Annotated in this window: 17 protein-coding genes; 2 read left to right on the top strand and 15 right to left on the bottom strand. The window is 67.9% G+C overall.

The window, feature by feature from the left end; genetic code table 11:
* Window positions 1-77 precede the first annotated feature (77 nt).
* From ACSFA2_RS05260 to dapF, 14 genes are all read right to left on the bottom strand, one after another.
* A complete protein-coding gene (locus ACSFA2_RS05260; protein WP_435454263.1) occupies window positions 78-1,832 on the bottom strand; it encodes a peptidoglycan D,D-transpeptidase FtsI family protein in 1,755 nt (584 codons plus the stop codon).
* On the bottom strand, window positions 1,832-2,179 hold the full coding sequence (ftsL, locus tag ACSFA2_RS05255) for a cell division protein FtsL (protein ID WP_262077498.1): 348 nt from the start codon (window positions 2,177-2,179) through the stop codon (window positions 1,832-1,834). Before ftsL ends, ACSFA2_RS05260 begins: the two co-directional genes overlap by 1 nt.
* Window positions 2,176-3,099: a 16S rRNA (cytosine(1402)-N(4))-methyltransferase RsmH gene (gene rsmH, locus ACSFA2_RS05250; protein WP_435454262.1), complete on the bottom strand. Its 924-nt coding sequence runs from the start codon at window positions 3,097-3,099 to the stop codon at window positions 2,176-2,178. Before rsmH ends, ftsL begins: the two co-directional genes overlap by 4 nt.
* 11 nt (window positions 3,100-3,110) lie before the next feature.
* Window positions 3,111-3,542, bottom strand: a complete 432-nt coding sequence (gene mraZ, locus ACSFA2_RS05245) for a division/cell wall cluster transcriptional repressor MraZ (RefSeq protein WP_435454990.1) — start codon at window positions 3,540-3,542, stop codon at window positions 3,111-3,113.
* Between the two features lie 263 nt (window positions 3,543-3,805).
* Entirely contained in the window at window positions 3,806-5,128 is a 1,323-nt protein-coding gene (gene hslU / locus ACSFA2_RS05240) for an ATP-dependent protease ATPase subunit HslU (protein WP_435454261.1), read from the bottom strand.
* Between the two features lie 2 nt (window positions 5,129-5,130).
* A complete protein-coding gene (gene hslV, locus ACSFA2_RS05235) occupies window positions 5,131-5,676 on the bottom strand; it encodes an ATP-dependent protease subunit HslV (protein ID WP_435454260.1) in 546 nt (181 codons plus the stop codon).
* 83 nt (window positions 5,677-5,759) lie between these two features.
* The gene (locus ACSFA2_RS05230) at window positions 5,760-7,367 is read right to left on the bottom strand and encodes an STAS domain-containing protein (protein ID WP_435454259.1); all 1,608 of its coding nucleotides are present in this window, start codon (window positions 7,365-7,367) and stop codon (window positions 5,760-5,762) included.
* A 65-nt stretch (window positions 7,368-7,432) separates the two neighbouring features.
* Window positions 7,433-8,266 carry an RNA polymerase-binding protein DksA gene (dksA, locus tag ACSFA2_RS05225; RefSeq protein ID WP_435454258.1) on the bottom strand — a complete coding sequence of 278 codons (834 nt, stop codon included), beginning with the start codon at window positions 8,264-8,266 and terminating at the stop codon, window positions 7,433-7,435.
* A gap of 427 nt (window positions 8,267-8,693) precedes the next feature.
* Window positions 8,694-9,746, bottom strand: coding sequence for a CobW family GTP-binding protein (locus ACSFA2_RS05220; protein WP_435454257.1), 1,053 nt, complete (start codon window positions 9,744-9,746; stop codon window positions 8,694-8,696).
* A gap of 74 nt (window positions 9,747-9,820) precedes the next feature.
* On the bottom strand, window positions 9,821-11,023 hold the full coding sequence (locus ACSFA2_RS05215) for a class I SAM-dependent rRNA methyltransferase (RefSeq protein WP_435454256.1): 1,203 nt from the start codon (window positions 11,021-11,023) through the stop codon (window positions 9,821-9,823).
* A complete protein-coding gene (locus ACSFA2_RS05210; RefSeq protein ID WP_435454255.1) occupies window positions 11,020-12,000 on the bottom strand; it encodes a tyrosine recombinase XerC in 981 nt (326 codons plus the stop codon). The genes ACSFA2_RS05215 and ACSFA2_RS05210 overlap by 4 nt, the downstream gene beginning before the upstream one ends.
* Window positions 11,987-12,577: a YdcF family protein gene (locus ACSFA2_RS05205; protein WP_435454254.1), complete on the bottom strand. Its 591-nt coding sequence runs from the start codon at window positions 12,575-12,577 to the stop codon at window positions 11,987-11,989. The genes ACSFA2_RS05210 and ACSFA2_RS05205 overlap by 14 nt, the downstream gene beginning before the upstream one ends.
* 29 nt (window positions 12,578-12,606) lie before the next feature.
* The gene (locus ACSFA2_RS05200; protein WP_435454253.1) at window positions 12,607-13,296 is read right to left on the bottom strand and encodes a DUF484 family protein; all 690 of its coding nucleotides are present in this window, start codon (window positions 13,294-13,296) and stop codon (window positions 12,607-12,609) included.
* A gap of 139 nt (window positions 13,297-13,435) precedes the next feature.
* The gene (gene dapF / locus ACSFA2_RS05195) at window positions 13,436-14,311 is read right to left on the bottom strand and encodes a diaminopimelate epimerase (protein WP_435454252.1); all 876 of its coding nucleotides are present in this window, start codon (window positions 14,309-14,311) and stop codon (window positions 13,436-13,438) included.
* A gap of 119 nt (window positions 14,312-14,430) precedes the next feature.
* Here dapF and ACSFA2_RS05190 point away from each other — a divergent pair, with 119 nt between their 5' ends.
* The gene (locus ACSFA2_RS05190) at window positions 14,431-14,793 is read left to right on the top strand and encodes a hypothetical protein (protein ID WP_435454251.1); all 363 of its coding nucleotides are present in this window, start codon (window positions 14,431-14,433) and stop codon (window positions 14,791-14,793) included.
* Window positions 14,794-14,801: 8 nt separating this feature from the next.
* Here the strand turns inward: ACSFA2_RS05190 and ACSFA2_RS05185 are convergent, their stop codons facing one another.
* On the bottom strand, window positions 14,802-15,689 hold the full coding sequence (locus tag ACSFA2_RS05185) for a LysR substrate-binding domain-containing protein (protein WP_435454250.1): 888 nt from the start codon (window positions 15,687-15,689) through the stop codon (window positions 14,802-14,804).
* A gap of 101 nt (window positions 15,690-15,790) precedes the next feature.
* Here ACSFA2_RS05185 and ACSFA2_RS05180 point away from each other — a divergent pair, with 101 nt between their 5' ends.
* Window positions 15,791-16,993, top strand: coding sequence for an MFS transporter (locus ACSFA2_RS05180; protein ID WP_435454249.1), 1,203 nt, complete (start codon window positions 15,791-15,793; stop codon window positions 16,991-16,993).
* Window positions 16,994-16,999 lie beyond the last annotated feature (6 nt).

Below are 16,999 nucleotides of genomic sequence, written 5' to 3'. Positions count from 1 at the left end.
AACCGGCTTTGCCGGGCCGCTGGTATCGCCCCCTCGAGGGGGAGGCGCCGAAGGCGCATCGGGGATGGTTCATCATTTCAAAAACTCTCGTCCACGCCTTGCGTGATGACCAGCGGTTTGACTGCGAGGTCGGGCGCCACGTTCATCATGCGCAGCGTCTGCTGCACGACTTCGCTGAAGACCGGCGCAGCGGCCAGGCCGCCGAAATACTGGCCGTCGCTCGGTTCGTCGATCATCACGCCGACGATGATGCGCGGCTTCTCGATCGGTGCCATGCCGGTGAACCAGGCGCGGTACTTGTTGCTGGCGTAGCCCTTGCCGACCTGCTTGTGCGCGGTGCCGGACTTGCCGCCCACCGAGTAGCCCACGGTCTGCGCGAGCTGGCCGGTGCCGCCGGGGCCGGCGGCCATCTGCAGCATCTTGCGGACCGCATGGGCGTTCTCGGCCGAGAACACGCGCACACCGACCGCCGCATCGGCACTCTTGAGCATCGTCACCGGGATGATGCTGCCGTCGTGCGCGAAGGCTGTGTACGAATGCGCCATTTGAAACAGCGAGGCCGACAGGCCGTAGCCGTAGGCCATGGTGGCCTGCTCGACCGGCTTCCAGTTCTTCCAGGGGCGCAGGCGGCCGGTGACGGCGCCGGGGAACTGCACCTGCGGCTTCTGGCCGTAGCCGAGTGCGGTGTAGGTGTCCCACATCTCGTGCGGCGTCATCTTCTGGGCGATCTTGAGCGCGCCGACGTTGCTCGACTTCTGGATCACGCCCTCGACCGTCAGCGTGCCGTAGTTGTGCGTGTCGCTGATGGTGAAGCCGCCGATCTGGAAGCGGCCGGGGCCGGTGTCGATGAGCGTCGACGGCTTCACGCGGCCGGCCTCGAGCGCCATCGCCACGGTGATCGGCTTCATCGTCGAGCCGGGCTCGAAGGTGTCGGTGAGCGCGCGGTTGCGCAACTGCTCGCCGGTGAGGTTCTGGCGCTTGTCGGGTACGTAGCTCGGGTAGTTCGCGAGCGCAAGGATCTCGCCGGTCGTGCTGTCGAGCACCACCACGCTGCCGGCCTTGGCACGGCGCGCGATGACCGCGTCGCGCAGCTTCTGGTAGGCAAAGAACTGCACCTTGCTGTCGACCGACAGCTGGATGTCCTTGCCATCGACCGGCGGCACCGTCTCGCCGACGCCTTCAACCACGCGGCCCAGGCGGTCCTTGATGACGCGGCGCGAACCGGCCTTGCCGGCCAGGTCCTTGTCGAAGGCGAGTTCGATGCCTTCCTGGCCGTGGTCTTCCACGTTGGTGAAGCCCACCACGTGCGCCGCGGCCTCGCCCTCGGGGTACTGGCGCTTGTATTCCTTGCGCTGGTAGATGCCCTTGATGTTCAGGTCGGCAATCTGCTTGGCGATGGGGGCGTCGACCTGGCGCTGGATCCAGACGAAGGTCTTGTCCTCGTCCTCCAGCTTCTTGTCGAAGTCCTTCTGCGCCATGCCCAGCAGCTTGGCGACCTGCTTGAGCTTGCCCTTCACATCCGGGTCGTTGCGCTCGATGTCCTCGGGAATGGCCCAGATGCTGGGCGCCACCACGCTCGACGCCAGCAGCAGGCCGTTGCGGTCGAGGATGCGGCCCCGGTTGGCCGGCAGCTCCAGCGTGCGCGCGAAGCGCACCTCGCCCTGGCGCTGGAAAAACGCGTTGTCGATCACCTGCACGTAGGCCGCGCGGGCGGCCAGCACCACGAAACCCATCGCGATCGCGGCGACGATGAACTTGCTGCGCCAGACCGGCGTCTTGCTCGCGAGCAAGGGGCTGGTCGTGTACTGCACGCTGCGGCTGCGGCGGACCATCAACCGGTCCTCCGCGCTGTGCCCGATGTGCCTGGTTTGGCCGGCGCAGAGGCCGCCGGCGCCGGGATCGGCGGAATCACCGTGCCGTCGGGCCGCACGTACTGCGTGATGGCCGGCGTGGTGGTGCGCATCTTGAGCTGCTCCTTGGCCAGCTTCTCGACCCGCAGCGGCGTCGCCTGGGCGCGCTTCTCGACCTGCAGGCGATCGCCGTCGACCTCGAGCCGGCGTGCCTCGGTGTTGGCACGATCGAGCTCGGTGTAAAGCAGGCGCGAGCGGTATTGCGTGTGCACGAGGAACATCGCCGTGGCCATCACGGCGATCAGCAGCAGGACGTTCAGGCGCGTCATGCGTCGGTCCTCTCGGCCACACGCAGGATCGCGCTTCGGGCGCGCGGGTTGCCGGCCACCTCGGCGTCGGACGGGCGGATGCGGCCCAGGGCGCGCAGCTTCATCACCTTCGGCGCAGCGAAGGGCGCGCGGCGGTCGTAGACCTCTTTCGAGTGCGTCGCAATGAACTGTTTGACGATGCGGTCTTCCAGCGAGTGGAAGGCGATCACCGCCAACCGACCACCCGGCTGCAGCACCGCGAGGCTGGCGTCTAGCGCCTGTTGCAGCTCTTCAAGCTCGGCGTTGATGAAAATCCGAAGAGCCTGAAATGTGCGCGTTGCAGGGTTCTGGCCCTGCTCGCGGGTTTTGACCGTGCCAGCCACGAGCTCGGCCAGCTCGGTGGTGGTTGAAATTGGGCCCCGTTCTTGTCGGCGAGCATCAATCGCCTTTGCAATCTGAACAGCAAACCGTTCTTCGCCATAGTCACGGATCACCTCTGCAATCTGCTGAATTTCGGCCGTTGCCAGCCACTCGGCCACGCTCTCGCCGCGCGTGGTGTCCATGCGCATGTCGAGCGGGCCGTCGAAACGAAAAGAAAAACCCCGTGCGGGGTTGTCGATCTGCGGAGAGCTGATGCCGAGGTCCATCAGGAGCCCCGTCACGCTGCCCGGCGGCAACTCCCCCAGGTCCTTGAAGCCCTGGTGCCGGATGGAAAAACGCGCATCGGTGATGCGCGCTGCTTCGGCCACCGCTTCCGCGTCCTTGTCGAACGCGATGAGGCGGGCCTCCGGCGCCAGCCTGTCGAGCAGCAACCGGCTGTGGCCACCCCGTCCGAAGGTCGCATCGACGTAGGTGCCGACGAGCGGCTGCGGCCGGTCGGCGAGCAGCGCATCGACCGCCTCCTCGCGCAGGACAGTGGTGTGGGTGAAGGACGTGTCCAAGGCGGCGCTCGTCAAAAGGCGAGGTCCTGGAGCGCTTCGGACTGCAGGCCGGCCTGGATCGCTTCGGCTTCCTTGGCGTCGTGCGTGGCCTTGTCCCAGAGCTCGAAGTGGCTGCCCATGCCGAGCAGCAGCGTGTCGCGCGCGATGTTCGCGGCGGCACGCAGTTCCGGCGACACCAGGATGCGGCCGGTGCCGTCCATGTCGACATCCATCGCGTTGCCGAGGAACAGGCGCTTGAGCCACTGGTCCTTCAGCGGCATCGACGCGATGCGCTCGCGGAACTGCTCCCACGCGGGGCGCGGGAAAATCATCAGGCAGCCGTGGGGATGGCGCGTGATCGTGAGTTGACCGCCGGCCGTTGCGGCCAGCACGTCACGATGCCGGGTCGGCACGGACAGCCGACCCTTCGCATCCAGACTCAGCGATGAAGCGCCTTGAAACACGGCCACGGAACCCTTGTGGTGGGAGCGGTCGCGCACCTCGACGAGGCAACATCCGACACTTTTTCCCACTTAACTGCACTTTTTTGCACTGTAGCAGGAAACCAAGGTACGACAACAACGGCCGTTGTCTATTTTTTGTAATGGAATCAACGACTTAGCGCAGTTTTCGAACCCTCGAAAACCGCGAATTTCGTTGCAAATGAAGCACTTAGCTCACGCAGTGAATGTTCTGCGTGAAGCCAAGTGCTGTGACGCCTCGCGCGTCAGAGGATGAAACGGGAAAGATCTTCGTCGTGACTTAGTGCCGCGAGCCGCTCGTCCACATAGGCTGCATCGATGCGGATCGCCCGCCCGCCGAGGCGTGCGGCGTCGAAGCTCACCTCGTCGAGCAGGCGCTCCATCACCGTGGACAGCCGGCGCGCGCCGATGTTCTCGGTGCGCTCGTTCACCTCGAAGGCGATGCCGGCCAGACGGGTGATGCCGTCGGGCGTGAAATCGAGCGTGACGCCTTCGGTCGCCAGCAGCGCCTGGTACTGCTTGACCAGCGAAGCGCGCGTCTGCATCAGGATCGCCTCGAAGTCGGCGATCGACAGCGACTGCAGCTCGACGCGGATCGGAAAGCGCCCCTGCAGCTCGGGAATCAGGTCGCTCGGCTTGCTCAGATGGAACGCCCCGCTCGCGATGAACAGGATGTGGTCGGTACGCACCACGCCGTACTTGGTGGTGACCGCCGTGCCCTCGACCAGCGGCAGCAGGTCGCGCTGCACGCCCTGGCGCGAGATGTCCGAGCCCTGGGCCTCACTGCGGGTCGCAACCTTGTCGATCTCGTCGATGAAGACGATGCCGTTCTCCTCGGCATTGCGGATCGCCAGCGCGCGGATGTCGTCTTCGTTGACCAGCTTGCCGGCCTCTTCGTCGATCACCAGGCGCATCGCCTCGGCGATCTTGAGCTTGCGCGTCTTGCGCTTGCCGGCGCCCATCTGGCCGAACATGCCGCGCAGCTGCTCGGTCATCTCCTCCATGCCCGCGGGGCCCATGATCTCCATCGGCGCACGGGTTTCGGCCAGGTCCAGCTCGATCTCCTTGTCGTCGAGCGCGCCTTCGCGCAGCTTCTTGCGGAAGGCCTGGCGCGTGGCGTTCTGGGTGTCCGATGCAGTGCCGTCGGCCAGCCGGGCCGGGGGCAGCAAGGCATCGAGGACGCGCTCCTCGGCCGCGTCTTCCGCCCGCATGCGGAACTTGGCGCTTTCCTTCTCGCGCGTCTGCTTGACGGCGATCTCGGCCAGGTCGCGGATGATCGCGTCCACGTCCTTGCCGACGTAGCCGACCTCGGTGAACTTGGTCGCCTCGACCTTGATGAAGGGCGCATCGGCCAGGCGGGCCAGGCGACGGGCGATTTCGGTCTTGCCGACGCCCGTGGGGCCGATCATGAGGATGTTCTTGGGCGTGATCTCGTGGCGCAGCGGCTCCTCGACCTGCTGGCGGCGCCAGCGGTTGCGCAGGGCAATGGCCACCGCGCGCTTGGCCGCCGGCTGGCCCACGATGTGGTTGTCGAGCTCCGAGACGATTTCCTGGGGGGTCATGGACATGGTCAGAGCGCTTCCACCGTGTGGTTCATGTTCGTGTAGATGCAGATTTCGCCAGCGATGCCGAGCGACTTGCGCACGATCTGCTCGGCCGAGAGGTCGGTGTTCTCGATGAGCGCCTTGGCGGCCGACTGCGCGTAGGCACCGCCCGAACCGATGGCGATCACGCCGTCTTCCGGTTCGAGCACGTCGCCGTTGCCGGTGATGATGAGCGAGGTGGTGGCATCGGCCACGGCCAGCATGGCCTCGAGCTTGCGCAGCACGCGGTCGGTGCGCCAGTCCTTGGTGAGCTCGACCGCGGCGCGGGTCAGGTGCCCCTGGTGCTTCTCGAGCTTGGCCTCGAAGCGCTCGAAGAGCGTGAAGGCATCGGCCGTGGCACCGGCGAAGCCGGCCAGTACCTTGCCGTGGTACAGCCGGCGCACCTTGCGCGCCGTGCCCTTGATGACGATGTTGCCGAGTGTGACCTGCCCGTCCCCGCCGATGGCGACCTGGTCGCCTCCGGGGGTCTTGCGGCGCACGCTGATGATCGTGGTTCCGTGAAACTGTTCCATCGAAGCCATCTGGGGATGTCGCCTCTCAATGCAAGGGAGCCCAGGTCCGCACCACCGGTAACGGCGCGTTGCGCGCGTTGTTGCTAGTCGTCGCGCACCCGCACCAGCGCGTGGTCCGCGATGCCCACCACCTTGAAGAAGGCGGCGATCAGGCGGTGCGCATTGACGAACTGCACGCGCTGGCCGTTGGCGTCGCGCTCGGTCACCCAGTGCAGCAGCGTGCCGGCCGCGGCCAGGTCCAGGCGCACGAGGGCCGTGCAGTGAATGGTGGCCGGCGCCGTCGGGTCGGTCATTTCGGCATCGGCGATCTCGGCATCGAGGCGGCGCCAGGTCGACTCCGACTCGCCGCTCAGATCACCGGCCAGTGTCGCGCCCAGGATCTCGGGTGAACCCATCGACGACGCCTGCGCATCCCCGTCGATGCTCAGGCCCATGGACAGCCCGGCCGGCCGGCTCGTCCCTGCCGACTCCACGCCGGCATAGCGGCCCTGGGGCTCTTCCCAGGGCGGCGGCGAGACTTCGTAGGTGATGCAGTAGTTGAGCGCGACCAGCTCGAAGAGGTCGACTTCGTGCATGAGCCGCAGCGCAGCCATGCGCAATTGCCACCAGGCTTCATCGGTGTGGCGCTCGTTGACGGGCGTGGCCTTCTCGAGCACCGCCAGCAGACGCCCGGCGCCGACGAAGCGCACGTCGACCGGCGATGCCGACCAGTGCGCGAAGAGCGACTTCAGCGGCCCGGCCGCGGCCAGGTCGATGCCGCCGAGCAGGCGCCAGTCGAGCGTCCACACCGACCCCGCGCTGCCCAGCGCACGCGTGAGTTCGACCAGGCCCTCCCGGCTGAGCTGTGCCGGGCTGCGCCAGTCGGCCGCATGCTGGCCGGTGGCCGCGACGCTGGTCTGCACCCCGCGCGCCAGCGCCCGCAACGACACCCACTCGGGGCCATTGCGCTTCATGCGCTGGGCATACCGGGTGCTCGCCGCCACGAACTTCTCGGCGTCGCCGATGGCGCGGTACAGGTCCAGCAGCGCCAGCCAGATGTCGTTGTGGTCGTTCTGGGTCGCGTCGGACAGCAGGCTCTGCAACAGGATCGACTCGGCGCCGGCATCGTCGCCATGCGCAAAGCGGATCGCGGCCTCGTCGAGCGCGCTGTCATACACCAGCAGCGGCGCCGCTGCACTGCTCGCAGCGGCGGCGCTGGCCGGCGCCTCGGCGACCGCCGGCACGGTGCTGTCGGCGGCCTGGGGTGCCGTGTCGGCATAGGCCCGGGCCCGCTGAGCCGCGAGGACCTCGGGGTTGATCGACGGTTCGTCGTCGGTGGGGGTCGTGGCCGGCGAGCCCTTCCACCACTGCTTGGACATCTGCGCCTCGATCTCGTCGATCTTCTTGAGCGTGAGGGCGCGTCCTTCGGTCTTGCCCGAGGTGCTGCTGATGTTCAGCGAGGACGGTTGCCCCGGGTCACGGGCGCCGGCTGCTTCCCGCTGGCGCAGCTTGCGCAGCATGTCGAACTCCCGGCGGCGCACGAAATCGTTGCGCTGGCGCCGCTCGATCATCTCCTTGAGCATCTCGCGGCTGTAGCCGTTCTCGCTCGCGGCCGAATCCTGTGCGTCCAGTTCGGCCCAGTCCTTCAGCGGGTTGCGAACGAACTTCGCCACTTTCGAAAGCAGACGGCCGGACGGTTCTTCCTTGGACATGCTGGGGTGAGGAACTCAGGGCATCGATGGGGAGGTCATGTCGCAGGAGGCGGGGCGGCCGCCGTCTAGTCTCCGAACATCTTCTGCTTGAGTTCGCGGCGTTGCTGCGCCTCGAGCGACAGCGTGGCGGTCGGGCGGGCCAGCAGGCGGCCGACGCCGATCGGCTCGCCGGTCTCGTCGCAGTAGCCGTAGTCGCCGGCGTCGATGCGCTGGATCGACTGCTCGATCTTCTTGAGCAGCTTGCGCTCGCGGTCGCGCGTGCGCAGTTCCAGCGCATGCTCTTCCTCGATGGTGGCGCGGTCGGCCGGGTCGGGCACCACCACGGTGTCTTCGCGCAGATGCTCGGTGGTTTCGCCGGCGTTCTCGAGGATGCCGCGCTTGAGCTCGATCAGCTTCAGGCGAAAGAAGGCCATCTGCTTGTCGTTCATGTACTCGCTGTCGGGCATGGCGATCACTTCTTGATCGGTCAGCTCCTCGGCGGACTTGGTCTTCCAGTTGTTCGCGAGCTTCGGGTCTTTCTTGACGGCCAGCGGCGGCGGCGGCACCAGCGCGGTCGAAACGATCTGCGTGAAGCTGGACTTGGCCGCCGTCGAGGCGACCGACTGCGCCATCGAGGGCACGGTCAATTGCGACAGGCGCGACACGCGGCCCCCGCGGGCGGCCGGAGCGGGCGCGGCGGGGATCGAGGTGACGGGAGTTGTCGCCGGGGCGGAAGTGGAGGCGGCAGCCGTTTTTTTCATGGGGAGCGAAGGAGCAGGTGGTTCGGCACTGCGGCCGATGGGTTTGGACGACGCGGCAGCCACGGGGGCTGCCTTCGGTGTGCTTTTTTTCGCCACAGCCTTGCGGGCCGGGGCGGGCGGAGCGGCTTTCACGGCGCGGACGGTCTTTGCCGGCGCCACGCTGACTTTCTTGGCTGGAGCCGACGGGGTGGAAGCCTTTTTCGCCGACGACGTTGCCGACTTGGCCGCCGGCGTCTTCGGGACGACCGGCTTCAAGACAGGTTTGGCCTTCGCGGCAGGTTTCTTCACGGTGGCTGGCTCCTTCGACGAACTCGAATGCGCTTTCACTGGCTCTCCCCCTGAAAGCCGTGCGGTTCTTCGACCCCACGACCCACACTGTCAGGTGCCCACCGGTGGCGAGCCCTCGGGGTTATACCCTTGAAAGCACGCCAGGAACGCACGCCCTCCTATGCCGGAAGTCACACCCGGGCCTTCTGAAGACCCGGGGCGGCTGCGGAACAGGCGCGCGATTGTATATAGATATGAAGGCGCCGGGCCTTTCGCGCCGGCTCGCCGTGCCGATACGCCACAACGGGCGTTCCGGTGGTCAGACCAGGCACTGCTCCAGTCCCTGCTCCAGGATGTCGCGCGGCAGCTCGATGCCGATGAACACCATCCTGCTCTGGCGGGCTTCGTCCGCACCCCATTCCGGGCCCAGGTCGCTGCCCATCAGCTGGTGCACGCCCTGGAAGATCACCTTGCGGTCGGTGCCCTTCATGTTCAGCACGCCCTTGTAGCGCAGCATCTTCGGGCCGTAGATGTTGACGACGGCCCCGAGGAAGTCCTCCAGCTTGGCCGGGTCGAAGGCGCGGTCGGCCTTGTAGACGAAGCTCTTGACGTCGTCGTCATGATGGTGGTGATGGCCGCCCTCCTGGTCGTGCGCATGCGAAGGATGGTCGCAATGCTCGCCATGCGCGTGGTCATGGTCGTGCGGCTCGGTCTCTTCCTTCAGGAAGTCCGGGTCGATGTCCAGCTTGGCGTTCAGGTTGAAGCCGCGCAGGTCGAAGATGTCCTTCAGCGGCACGTCGCCGAAATGCGCCTTCTGCTGCGGCGCACGCGGGTTCATGTGCTTCAAGCGGTGGATCAGCGCCTCGGTTTCGGCTTCGGAGACCAGTTCGCTCTTGCTGATGAAGATCTGGTCGGCGAAGCCGACCTGGCGGCGCGCCTCCTGGCGGTCGTTGAGCTGCTGCGGCGCATGCTTGGCGTCGACCAGCGTCAGGATGGAGTCGAGCAGGTAGCTCTCGGCGATCTCGTCGTCCATGAAGAAGGTCTGCGCCACCGGGCCGGGGTCGGCCAGACCGGTGGTCTCGATCACCACGCGGTCGAAGTCGAGCAGGCCCTGGCGCTTCTTGGCAGCCAGCAGCTGCAGGGCTTCCCGCAGGTCTTCGCGGATGGTGCAGCAGACGCAGCCGTTACTCATCTGCACGATCTGCTCCTTCGACTCGGTCACCAGGATGTCGCTGTCGATGTTCTCTTCGCCGAACTCGTTCTCGATCACGGCGATCTTCTGGCCGTGCGCCTCGGAGAGGATGCGCTTGAGCAGCGTGGTCTTGCCGGAGCCGAGAAAGCCGGTGAGGATGGTGGCGGGAATGAGGGCCATAGCGGGACTCCGAGAACGGGAAAGGCGGAAAGTTTAGCGACGCGGCGGGTCAGGCGCCGCGGCAAGGTCAAAGGCTACTTGCGCACCACCACGAGGCCTTTCAAGTACTCCCCTTCGGGGAACTCGATGGTCATCGGGTGGTCGGGCGCGGCACCCAGGCGTTCGCTGATGTAACCGTCCACGCCCGCATCGAGGCCGGCCCCCGCCACGATCTTGTGGAACAGGTCGGCGCTGATGCCACCCGAGCACGAGAAGGTCAGCAGCACGCCACCCGGTTCGAGCAGCTTCAGCGCCAGCCGGTTGATGTCCTTGTAGGCCCGCGCGGCGCGCTCGGCATGCGCCACGGTGGGCGCGAACTTGGGCGGGTCGAGCACGATGGCGTCGAAGCGGCGGCCTTCCTCGATGAAGCGGCGCAGCGAGGCGTTCACGTCGGCATCGACGAACTGCGCGTTGGCGCCCTCGAAGCCGTTGAGCGCCAGGTTGGCGCGAGCCCGCTCCAACGCCGGCAGCGACGAGTCGATCGACGTCAGCTCGGCACCCTCGACCGCACCGGCCGCCTTCAGCCCGGCCAGCGCCGCGACGGTGAAGCCGCCCGTGTAGCAGAAGCAGTTGAGCACGCGGCGAAAGGGCCGGTGCTTCGCGATCTCGGCGAAGCGCTGCCGGCTGTCGCGCTGGTCGAGGTAGAAGCCGGTCTTGTGGCCGGTCGCGATGTCGAGCGACAGGCGCCAGTCGTGCTCGCGAATCGCCTGCTCGGTGACGCCGTCCCCGCGCAGCCAGCCGGTGACGGGTTTGAGCCCTTCCCGCTCGCGGCCGCTCGCATCGGAGCGCTCGTAGAGCTTGGTCAAACCCGTGGCGGCCAACAACGCATCGGCCAGCACGTCCTTCCAGCGCTCGACGCCGGCGGAACCGAACTGCGCGACCAAGGTGTCGCCATAGCGGTCGACGATCAGCCCCGGCAGCCCGTCGGCCTCGCCGTGCACGAGGCGAATGCCGTCGCTCTGCAGATCGAAGAAGCGGCGAGCGCTGACGGCGCGGGCGCACAGCGATGTCAAGAACGCCGCGTCGATGCGCTGCGTCTCGACGAAGCTCCAGGCGCGTGCGCGGATCTGCGAACTCGGGCTGAACGCCGCCCACGCGAGGAACTGGCCGTCGTGCGATTCGACGCGCACCGTTTCACCGGGGTCGGCGCCGCCGCGTGCGATGGCGGATTCGAACACCCACGGGTGGCGGCGCTGCAGCGATTTTTCCTTGCCGGGCTTGAGGCGGAGCGTTTTCATTCGTTGTCGTCTTTGGCCTTGGCCCGTGGATGCGCCGCATCGTAGGCCTTGGCGAGATGCTGGAAATCCAGCCGGGTGTAGACCTGGGTGGTCGTGATGTTGGCGTGCCCGAGCAGTTCCTGCACCGCGCGCAGGTCGCTGCTCGACTGCAGCACATGGCTGGCGAAGGAATGGCGCAGCATGTGCGGATGCACCGCCGCGGGCAGGCCGGCCTTCAGGCTGCGCACCTTGACCCGCTGCCACACCGACTGCGCCGAGAAGCGGGTGCCCGTGCGGCCGATGAAGAGCGCCGCCGCAGCAGCCGGGTCGCGCGACGTCGCGGCCGGCAATGCGGTACAACGGTCGCGCAACGCCAGCCAGGCGCGCAAGGCTTCCGCCGCCTTGCCGCCGACGGGCACGCTGCGCCGCTTGCTGCCCTTGCCCAGCACCTGCGCCTCGCCGGCGTCCAGGTCGACCCAGCCGCGCGCGTCCTTGCTGGCGTGCACGTCGAGCCCGACCAGCTCGCTCACACGCAGGCCGCAGCCGTACAGCAGCTCGACGATGGCACGGTCGCGTGCCTCGGTCCACGGGTCCGCGTTGGGGTCGTGCAGCTCGGCCAGCTGCACCGCGTCGTCGACCGCCAGCGCCTTGGGCAGCGGACGTGCCGCCTTCGGCGCGCGCACGTCCTGCACCGGGTTGAAGGGCACCAGCCGCTGCTGCCCGAGCCAGCGGTAGAAGCTGCGCCAGCACGACAGCACCAGCGCGATGCCGCGCGGCTCGCGCCCGGCGCTGTGCATCTGCGCCATCCAGCGGCGCACATGGGCGGCGCTGACGCGGTCGACCGGCAGGCGCGCTTCGGCCATCTTCGCGGCCAGCGCCTGCAGGTGCTCGGCATAGATGTCGAGGGTGCGCTCGGCCAGCCGGCGCTCGACGCGCGCGTGCTCGAGGTAGCGCTCGATCAGCGCCTCGGCGGCGCCCGGATCCTCAGAGGTGGCCATGGACGGCATTGTTGATGATGGCCAGCGGCTCGCGCAACGCGCCCTTGAACAGCATGCCCCAGTTGCGCCAGCAGGAACTCGGCGCAGCGGCGTACTGAACGTCGAATTCGCGTGCGAAGCCGCTGGCCTCGGCGAGACGCTGCACACGCCACAGATGGTAGGGCTCCGACACGACGACCACGCTGCGCACGCCCGCAGCCTGCAGCAGCGTGCGCGACATCGCGAGGTTCTCGCGCGTGGACGAAGACACGGGTTCGCGTTCGATCGCGCCGGCATGGCCGATCTGGCGCGCGTGGTTCTCCATCACCTCGGCTTCGACGCGGCCGTCTTCTCGGTCCACACCGCCCGACATCAGCAGCCGCCGCGCCGTGCCGCCCTGCACCAAGGCCACGCCGGCATCGACGCGCCCCGTCAAGCAGGGGTTCGGCTTGCCGCGCAGCCAGGCGCGGTTGCCGAGCACCAGTGCCACCTCGGCCGGCCGCGTCGGCGGATGGGCGAGCAGGTCGCGCGCACGCCAGCCGATGGTGGCCCAGATGACCGCATAGCCGAGCAACAGAATGAAGAACGCGGCCAGCACGGGCCGCGTCCAGCGGGGAAGACGCCGCCTCAAGGGCGCAGGCGCGACAGCGCAGCCGACGCGAGGTCGGCGATGCGCTCGAGGAAGTCGGTGCCCATGTCGGGGTTGAAGCGCTGCGCATCGGGCGACGCCAGCACCAGCAGACCGAAGGCCGGCGCCGTGGGCTCCGCGCGCAGCGGGATCAGCGCGATCGACACCGCCGCCCGCGCGTCGTCCAGCCAGGCGGTGGCTTCCAGCCCGGCGTTCAGGCCACAGTAGGGCGTGGTCAGCGAGGTGGCGAAGGCCTTGACGTCGTCGCTGACCCATTGGGCGTAGGGCTCGTTGCCGTAGACCGAATCGCAGTCCCAGACCTTGATGGCGATCTGCGGCACCATGAAGAGCGACTGCAGCTCGCTGGCCATCTGCAGCGGCAGCCCGCGCGGGTCGCGCGCGGTGAGCAGGCCGCGCGTCCAGCGCTGCAGCCGGTCGGCGGTCACCACGTTTTCGGTGCCATGGCGCACCATGTCCATCACGCGGTGTTCCAGCGCCTTGATCTTCTCGCGCAGCATCTCGGCCTGGCGTTCCTGCAAGCTCACCGCGCGGTTGCCGTGCGGGCTGGTCAGTTGCACCTGCGCCAGCAGCTGCGCATGGCGCTCGAAGAAGTCGGGCGTGTTCGCCAGGTAATCGGCGATGTCGTCCTCGGTGATCGGGTTCATGGCAGCGTTGTGGATAGAGGTCATCTGGAAATCCAAGGCAGTTCAAAACGGGGCAGGCCGACTTTTCCAGGACGACCGCGGAACCGGCTTTGCCGGGCCGCAGGTCGTGCCCCCGGTCGGGGGTGGGCGAAGCGACACGAAGTGCGCGAAGCCTGGGGGCGAGTCACAGTTCGTCCGGAATGTCGATCTCGCCTTCGAAGACGGTGATGGCGGGGCCGGTCATGCGCACGGGCTGGCCCACCCCGTGCCATTCGATGGTGAGGATGCCGCCGCGCGTCTCGACGTCGACGCGGGCGTCGAGATGGCCCAGGCGGATGCCCGCCACCACCGCGGCGCAGGCGCCAGTGCCGCAGGCCAGCGTCTCGCCGGCGCCGCGCTCGTACACGCGCAGGCGCACATGCGTGCGGTCGACGATCTGCAGGAAGCCGGCGTTGACCCGCTGCGGAAAGCGCGGGTGGTGTTCGATCAGCGGGCCCTGCTCGGCCACCCGTGCGGTCTCGACATCGTCGACGATCTGGACCGCATGCGGGTTGCCCATCGACAGCACGGCGAAGGGCACGATCGCGTTTTCGGCCTTGGTCGACAGCGCCAGGTGCCAGGTCTCCCAGCCGCCATCGGGCTGCGGATCGAGGCCGGCGGCGTCGAAGGGCACGCGTGCCGGCTCGAAGATGGGCGCGCCCATGTCGACCGTGACGCGGCCGTCGTCGCCCATGCGCGGCTCGATGACGCCCGACAGTGTCTGCACGCGCACCGCGTCCTTGGTGGTCAGGCCGTGCTCGCGCACGAAGCGCAGGAAGCATCGGGCGCCGTTGCCGCATTGCTCGACCTCACCGCCGTCGGCGTTATGGATCACGTATTGGAAGTCGATGCCCGCAGCCGGCGAAGGCCTCACCGTGAGGATCTGGTCGGCGCCGACGCCGAAATGACGGTCGGCCAGAAACTGGTACTGCGCGGCCGACAGGCCCAGCGGCGCACCGGTCTCGTCGAGCACGACGAAGTCGTTGCCGGCACCCTGCATCTTGGTAAAGCGGATTCGCATCGACGGATTATCGTTGCGCGGCCGCCCCCATGAGCAGGTCGGGGCAGCGCGTCGGACAACGCCGATGCCCTTTCATCCCGAATGCCCGACTCGCGCGTCCGCACCCCACCCCTAGACTGATGCTGCCGTCCGACGACCGGGCGGCGTGCAACGAGGGCAACGATTTGGCAGATTGGCTACCGTGGTTTCCGGCTTGGGCATGGATCGCCATGGCCCTGGGCGTGCTGTTCGTCGCGGTGCTCGTGATGCGCCTGCGCCGACCGCGTGAATCGCCGGTGGTGACGCTGGTGCGGCGTCGGCGCGAATTGATGTCGCAGCTGCAGCAGCTCGCGGGCGAAGAGTCGGCCGAACTGATGCGCCATGAATCGCAGCGCTTGCGCGCCGGCACCAACACCATCGAGGTGCTGGAAGCTGCGCTGGACCGCGCCGAACGCATGACCGCGAGCGGCGAACTCGGGCCCCACAAGAAGAGCAAGGCCTGACACCTTGCTCAGGGGCCGAGTCGCGCGGCCAGGAAGTCCAGGAAGCACGCGATGCGCGCCGCCAGCTGCGTGTTGCGGTAGTACACCGCGTTGAGCGGCTGCCGCACCTCCACCGTGTCCTTGGCCAGCAGTTGCACCAGATCGCCTCGCGTGCGGTCGGCTGCGGTCATGAAGTCCGACAGGCAGACGATGCCCGCCCCCTGCAGCGCCAGCTGACGCAGCGTCTCGCCGCTCGACGCCGTGATGTCCGGCGCGATCTGCCATTCGTCGCCGTGCGCGCCGCGCAGCGGCCAGCGGTTGAGCGACTCCGGCTGCGTGAAGCCCAACACCGTGTGCTTGGCGAGCGCTGCCACGTTCTTCGGCCGGCCATGCTCGGCCAGGTAGGCTGGGCTGGCGAGCACGCGGATGCGGCTGGTGCCCAGCGGACGCGCGTGCAGGGTGGAGTCGCGCAGCGCGCCGATGCGGATCGCGATGTCGGTGCGGCGCTCCAGCAGGTCGATGTTGAGCTCGTCGGTGTCGAGCTCCAGCGTGATCTGCGGGTAGGCCCGGCGGAATTCCGGCACCAGCGGCACGACGGCATGCAGCATGAAGGGCGTCGCCGCGTTCACCCGCAACCGGCCGGCGGGCTTCTGGCGGCGCGCCGCCATCTGCTCCTCGGCCTCGTCGATCGACGCGAGGATGGCGCGCGCGTGGGCGAGGAAGGCCGCGCCTTCCTCCGTGAGCGCGATGCGGCGTGTCGTGCGGCGCAGCAGCGTGGTGTCGAGCTTCTTTTCGAGCCGGCCCAGGGCGCGGCTCACGCCCGACACCGTCTGACCCAGTTGCTCCGCGGCCGCCGTGATCGAGCCGGCGCCGGCCACGGCCGTGAAGGCCTGCAGTTCTTCGAGGGTGGTTTTCATCACTGTTGATTTTGAATCAACAGTCTTTGCCGGACTACGGGGTTTTTCTGCAAAGACGATCGGCCGACACTCCGTGCAATCCTTTCAACGGAGTTCCTTTCATGCCCATCGCCCTCCTCGCGCTGACCCTCAGCGCCTTCGCCATCGGCACGACCGAGTTCGTGATCGTCGGCCTGCTGCCCACCGTGGCGGCCGACCTCGGCATCGGCCTGCCATCGGCCGGCCTGCTGGTCAGCCTGTACGCACTCGGCGTCGCCGTCGGCGCGCCGGTGCTCACCGCGCTGACCGGCAAGGTGCCGCGCAAGGCGCTGCTGCTCGGGCTGATGGCGCTCTTCACCGCCGGCAACCTGCTGGCATGGCAGGCGCCCAGCTACGAGACACTCGTCGCCGCACGCATCCTCACCGGCCTGGCGCACGGCGTGTTCTTCTCGATCGGCTCGACCATCGCGACCGGCCTGGTGCCCAAGGAGAAGGCCGCGAGCGCCATCGCGATCATGTTCACCGGCCTCACCGTCGCACTGGTCACCGGCGTGCCGCTGGGCACCTTCATCGGCCAGCACTTCGGTTGGCGCGAGACCTTCCTGGCCGTCTCGGCGCTGGGCGTGATCGCCTTCATCGGCAGCTGGATCTTCGTGCCGACCGACATCCGCCACAGCGCGCCGGCCTCGCTGGTGCAGCAGGCCAAGGTGCTGGCCGAACCGCGCCTCTTGCTGGTGTACGCCAAGACGGCCATCGGCTACGGCGGATCGTTCATTCCCTTCACCTTTCTCGCGCCGATCCTCACCGACGTGTCGGGCTTCAGCGTCGGCGCGGTCGGCTGGGTGATGCTGGTGTACGGCGTGTCGGTCGCGGCGGGCAACATCTGGGGCGGCAAGCTGGCGGACAAGATGGGGCCGATCCCGGCGCTGAAGATCATCTTCGCGCTGCTAGCCGCCGTGCTGCTGGTGTTGCAATTCACCGCGCCGCACAAGTGGCTGGCGCTGGCCACCGTGCTGGCCTGGGGCGCGGTCGCTTTCGGCAACGTGCCGGGCCTGCAGGTCTACGTGGTGAAGCAGGCGGAGCGCTTCACGCCGCAGGCGGTCGACGTGGCCTCGGGTCTGAACATCGCGGCCTTCAACCTCGGCATCGCCGGCGCGGCCTGGGCCGGTGGCCTGATCGTCACGCACCTGGGGCTGATGCACACGCCGTGGATCGGCGCGCTGGTGGTGCTGGTCTCGCTCGCCCTCACGCAATGGAGCGGAAAGCTCGACCAACGCAGCGGCATTCCCGTACGTACCGACGGCCCGATGCCGGTCGGCCACTGATCACTT

Origin of the sequence: Variovorax cryoconiti, from assembly GCF_051216395.1 — a bacterium.
In the GTDB taxonomy this organism is placed as follows: Bacteria; Pseudomonadota; Gammaproteobacteria; order Burkholderiales; family Burkholderiaceae_C; genus Variovorax.
The sequence above is the reverse complement of the archived record's forward strand: the minus strand, read 5'-3'. Positions and strand labels throughout refer to the sequence as shown.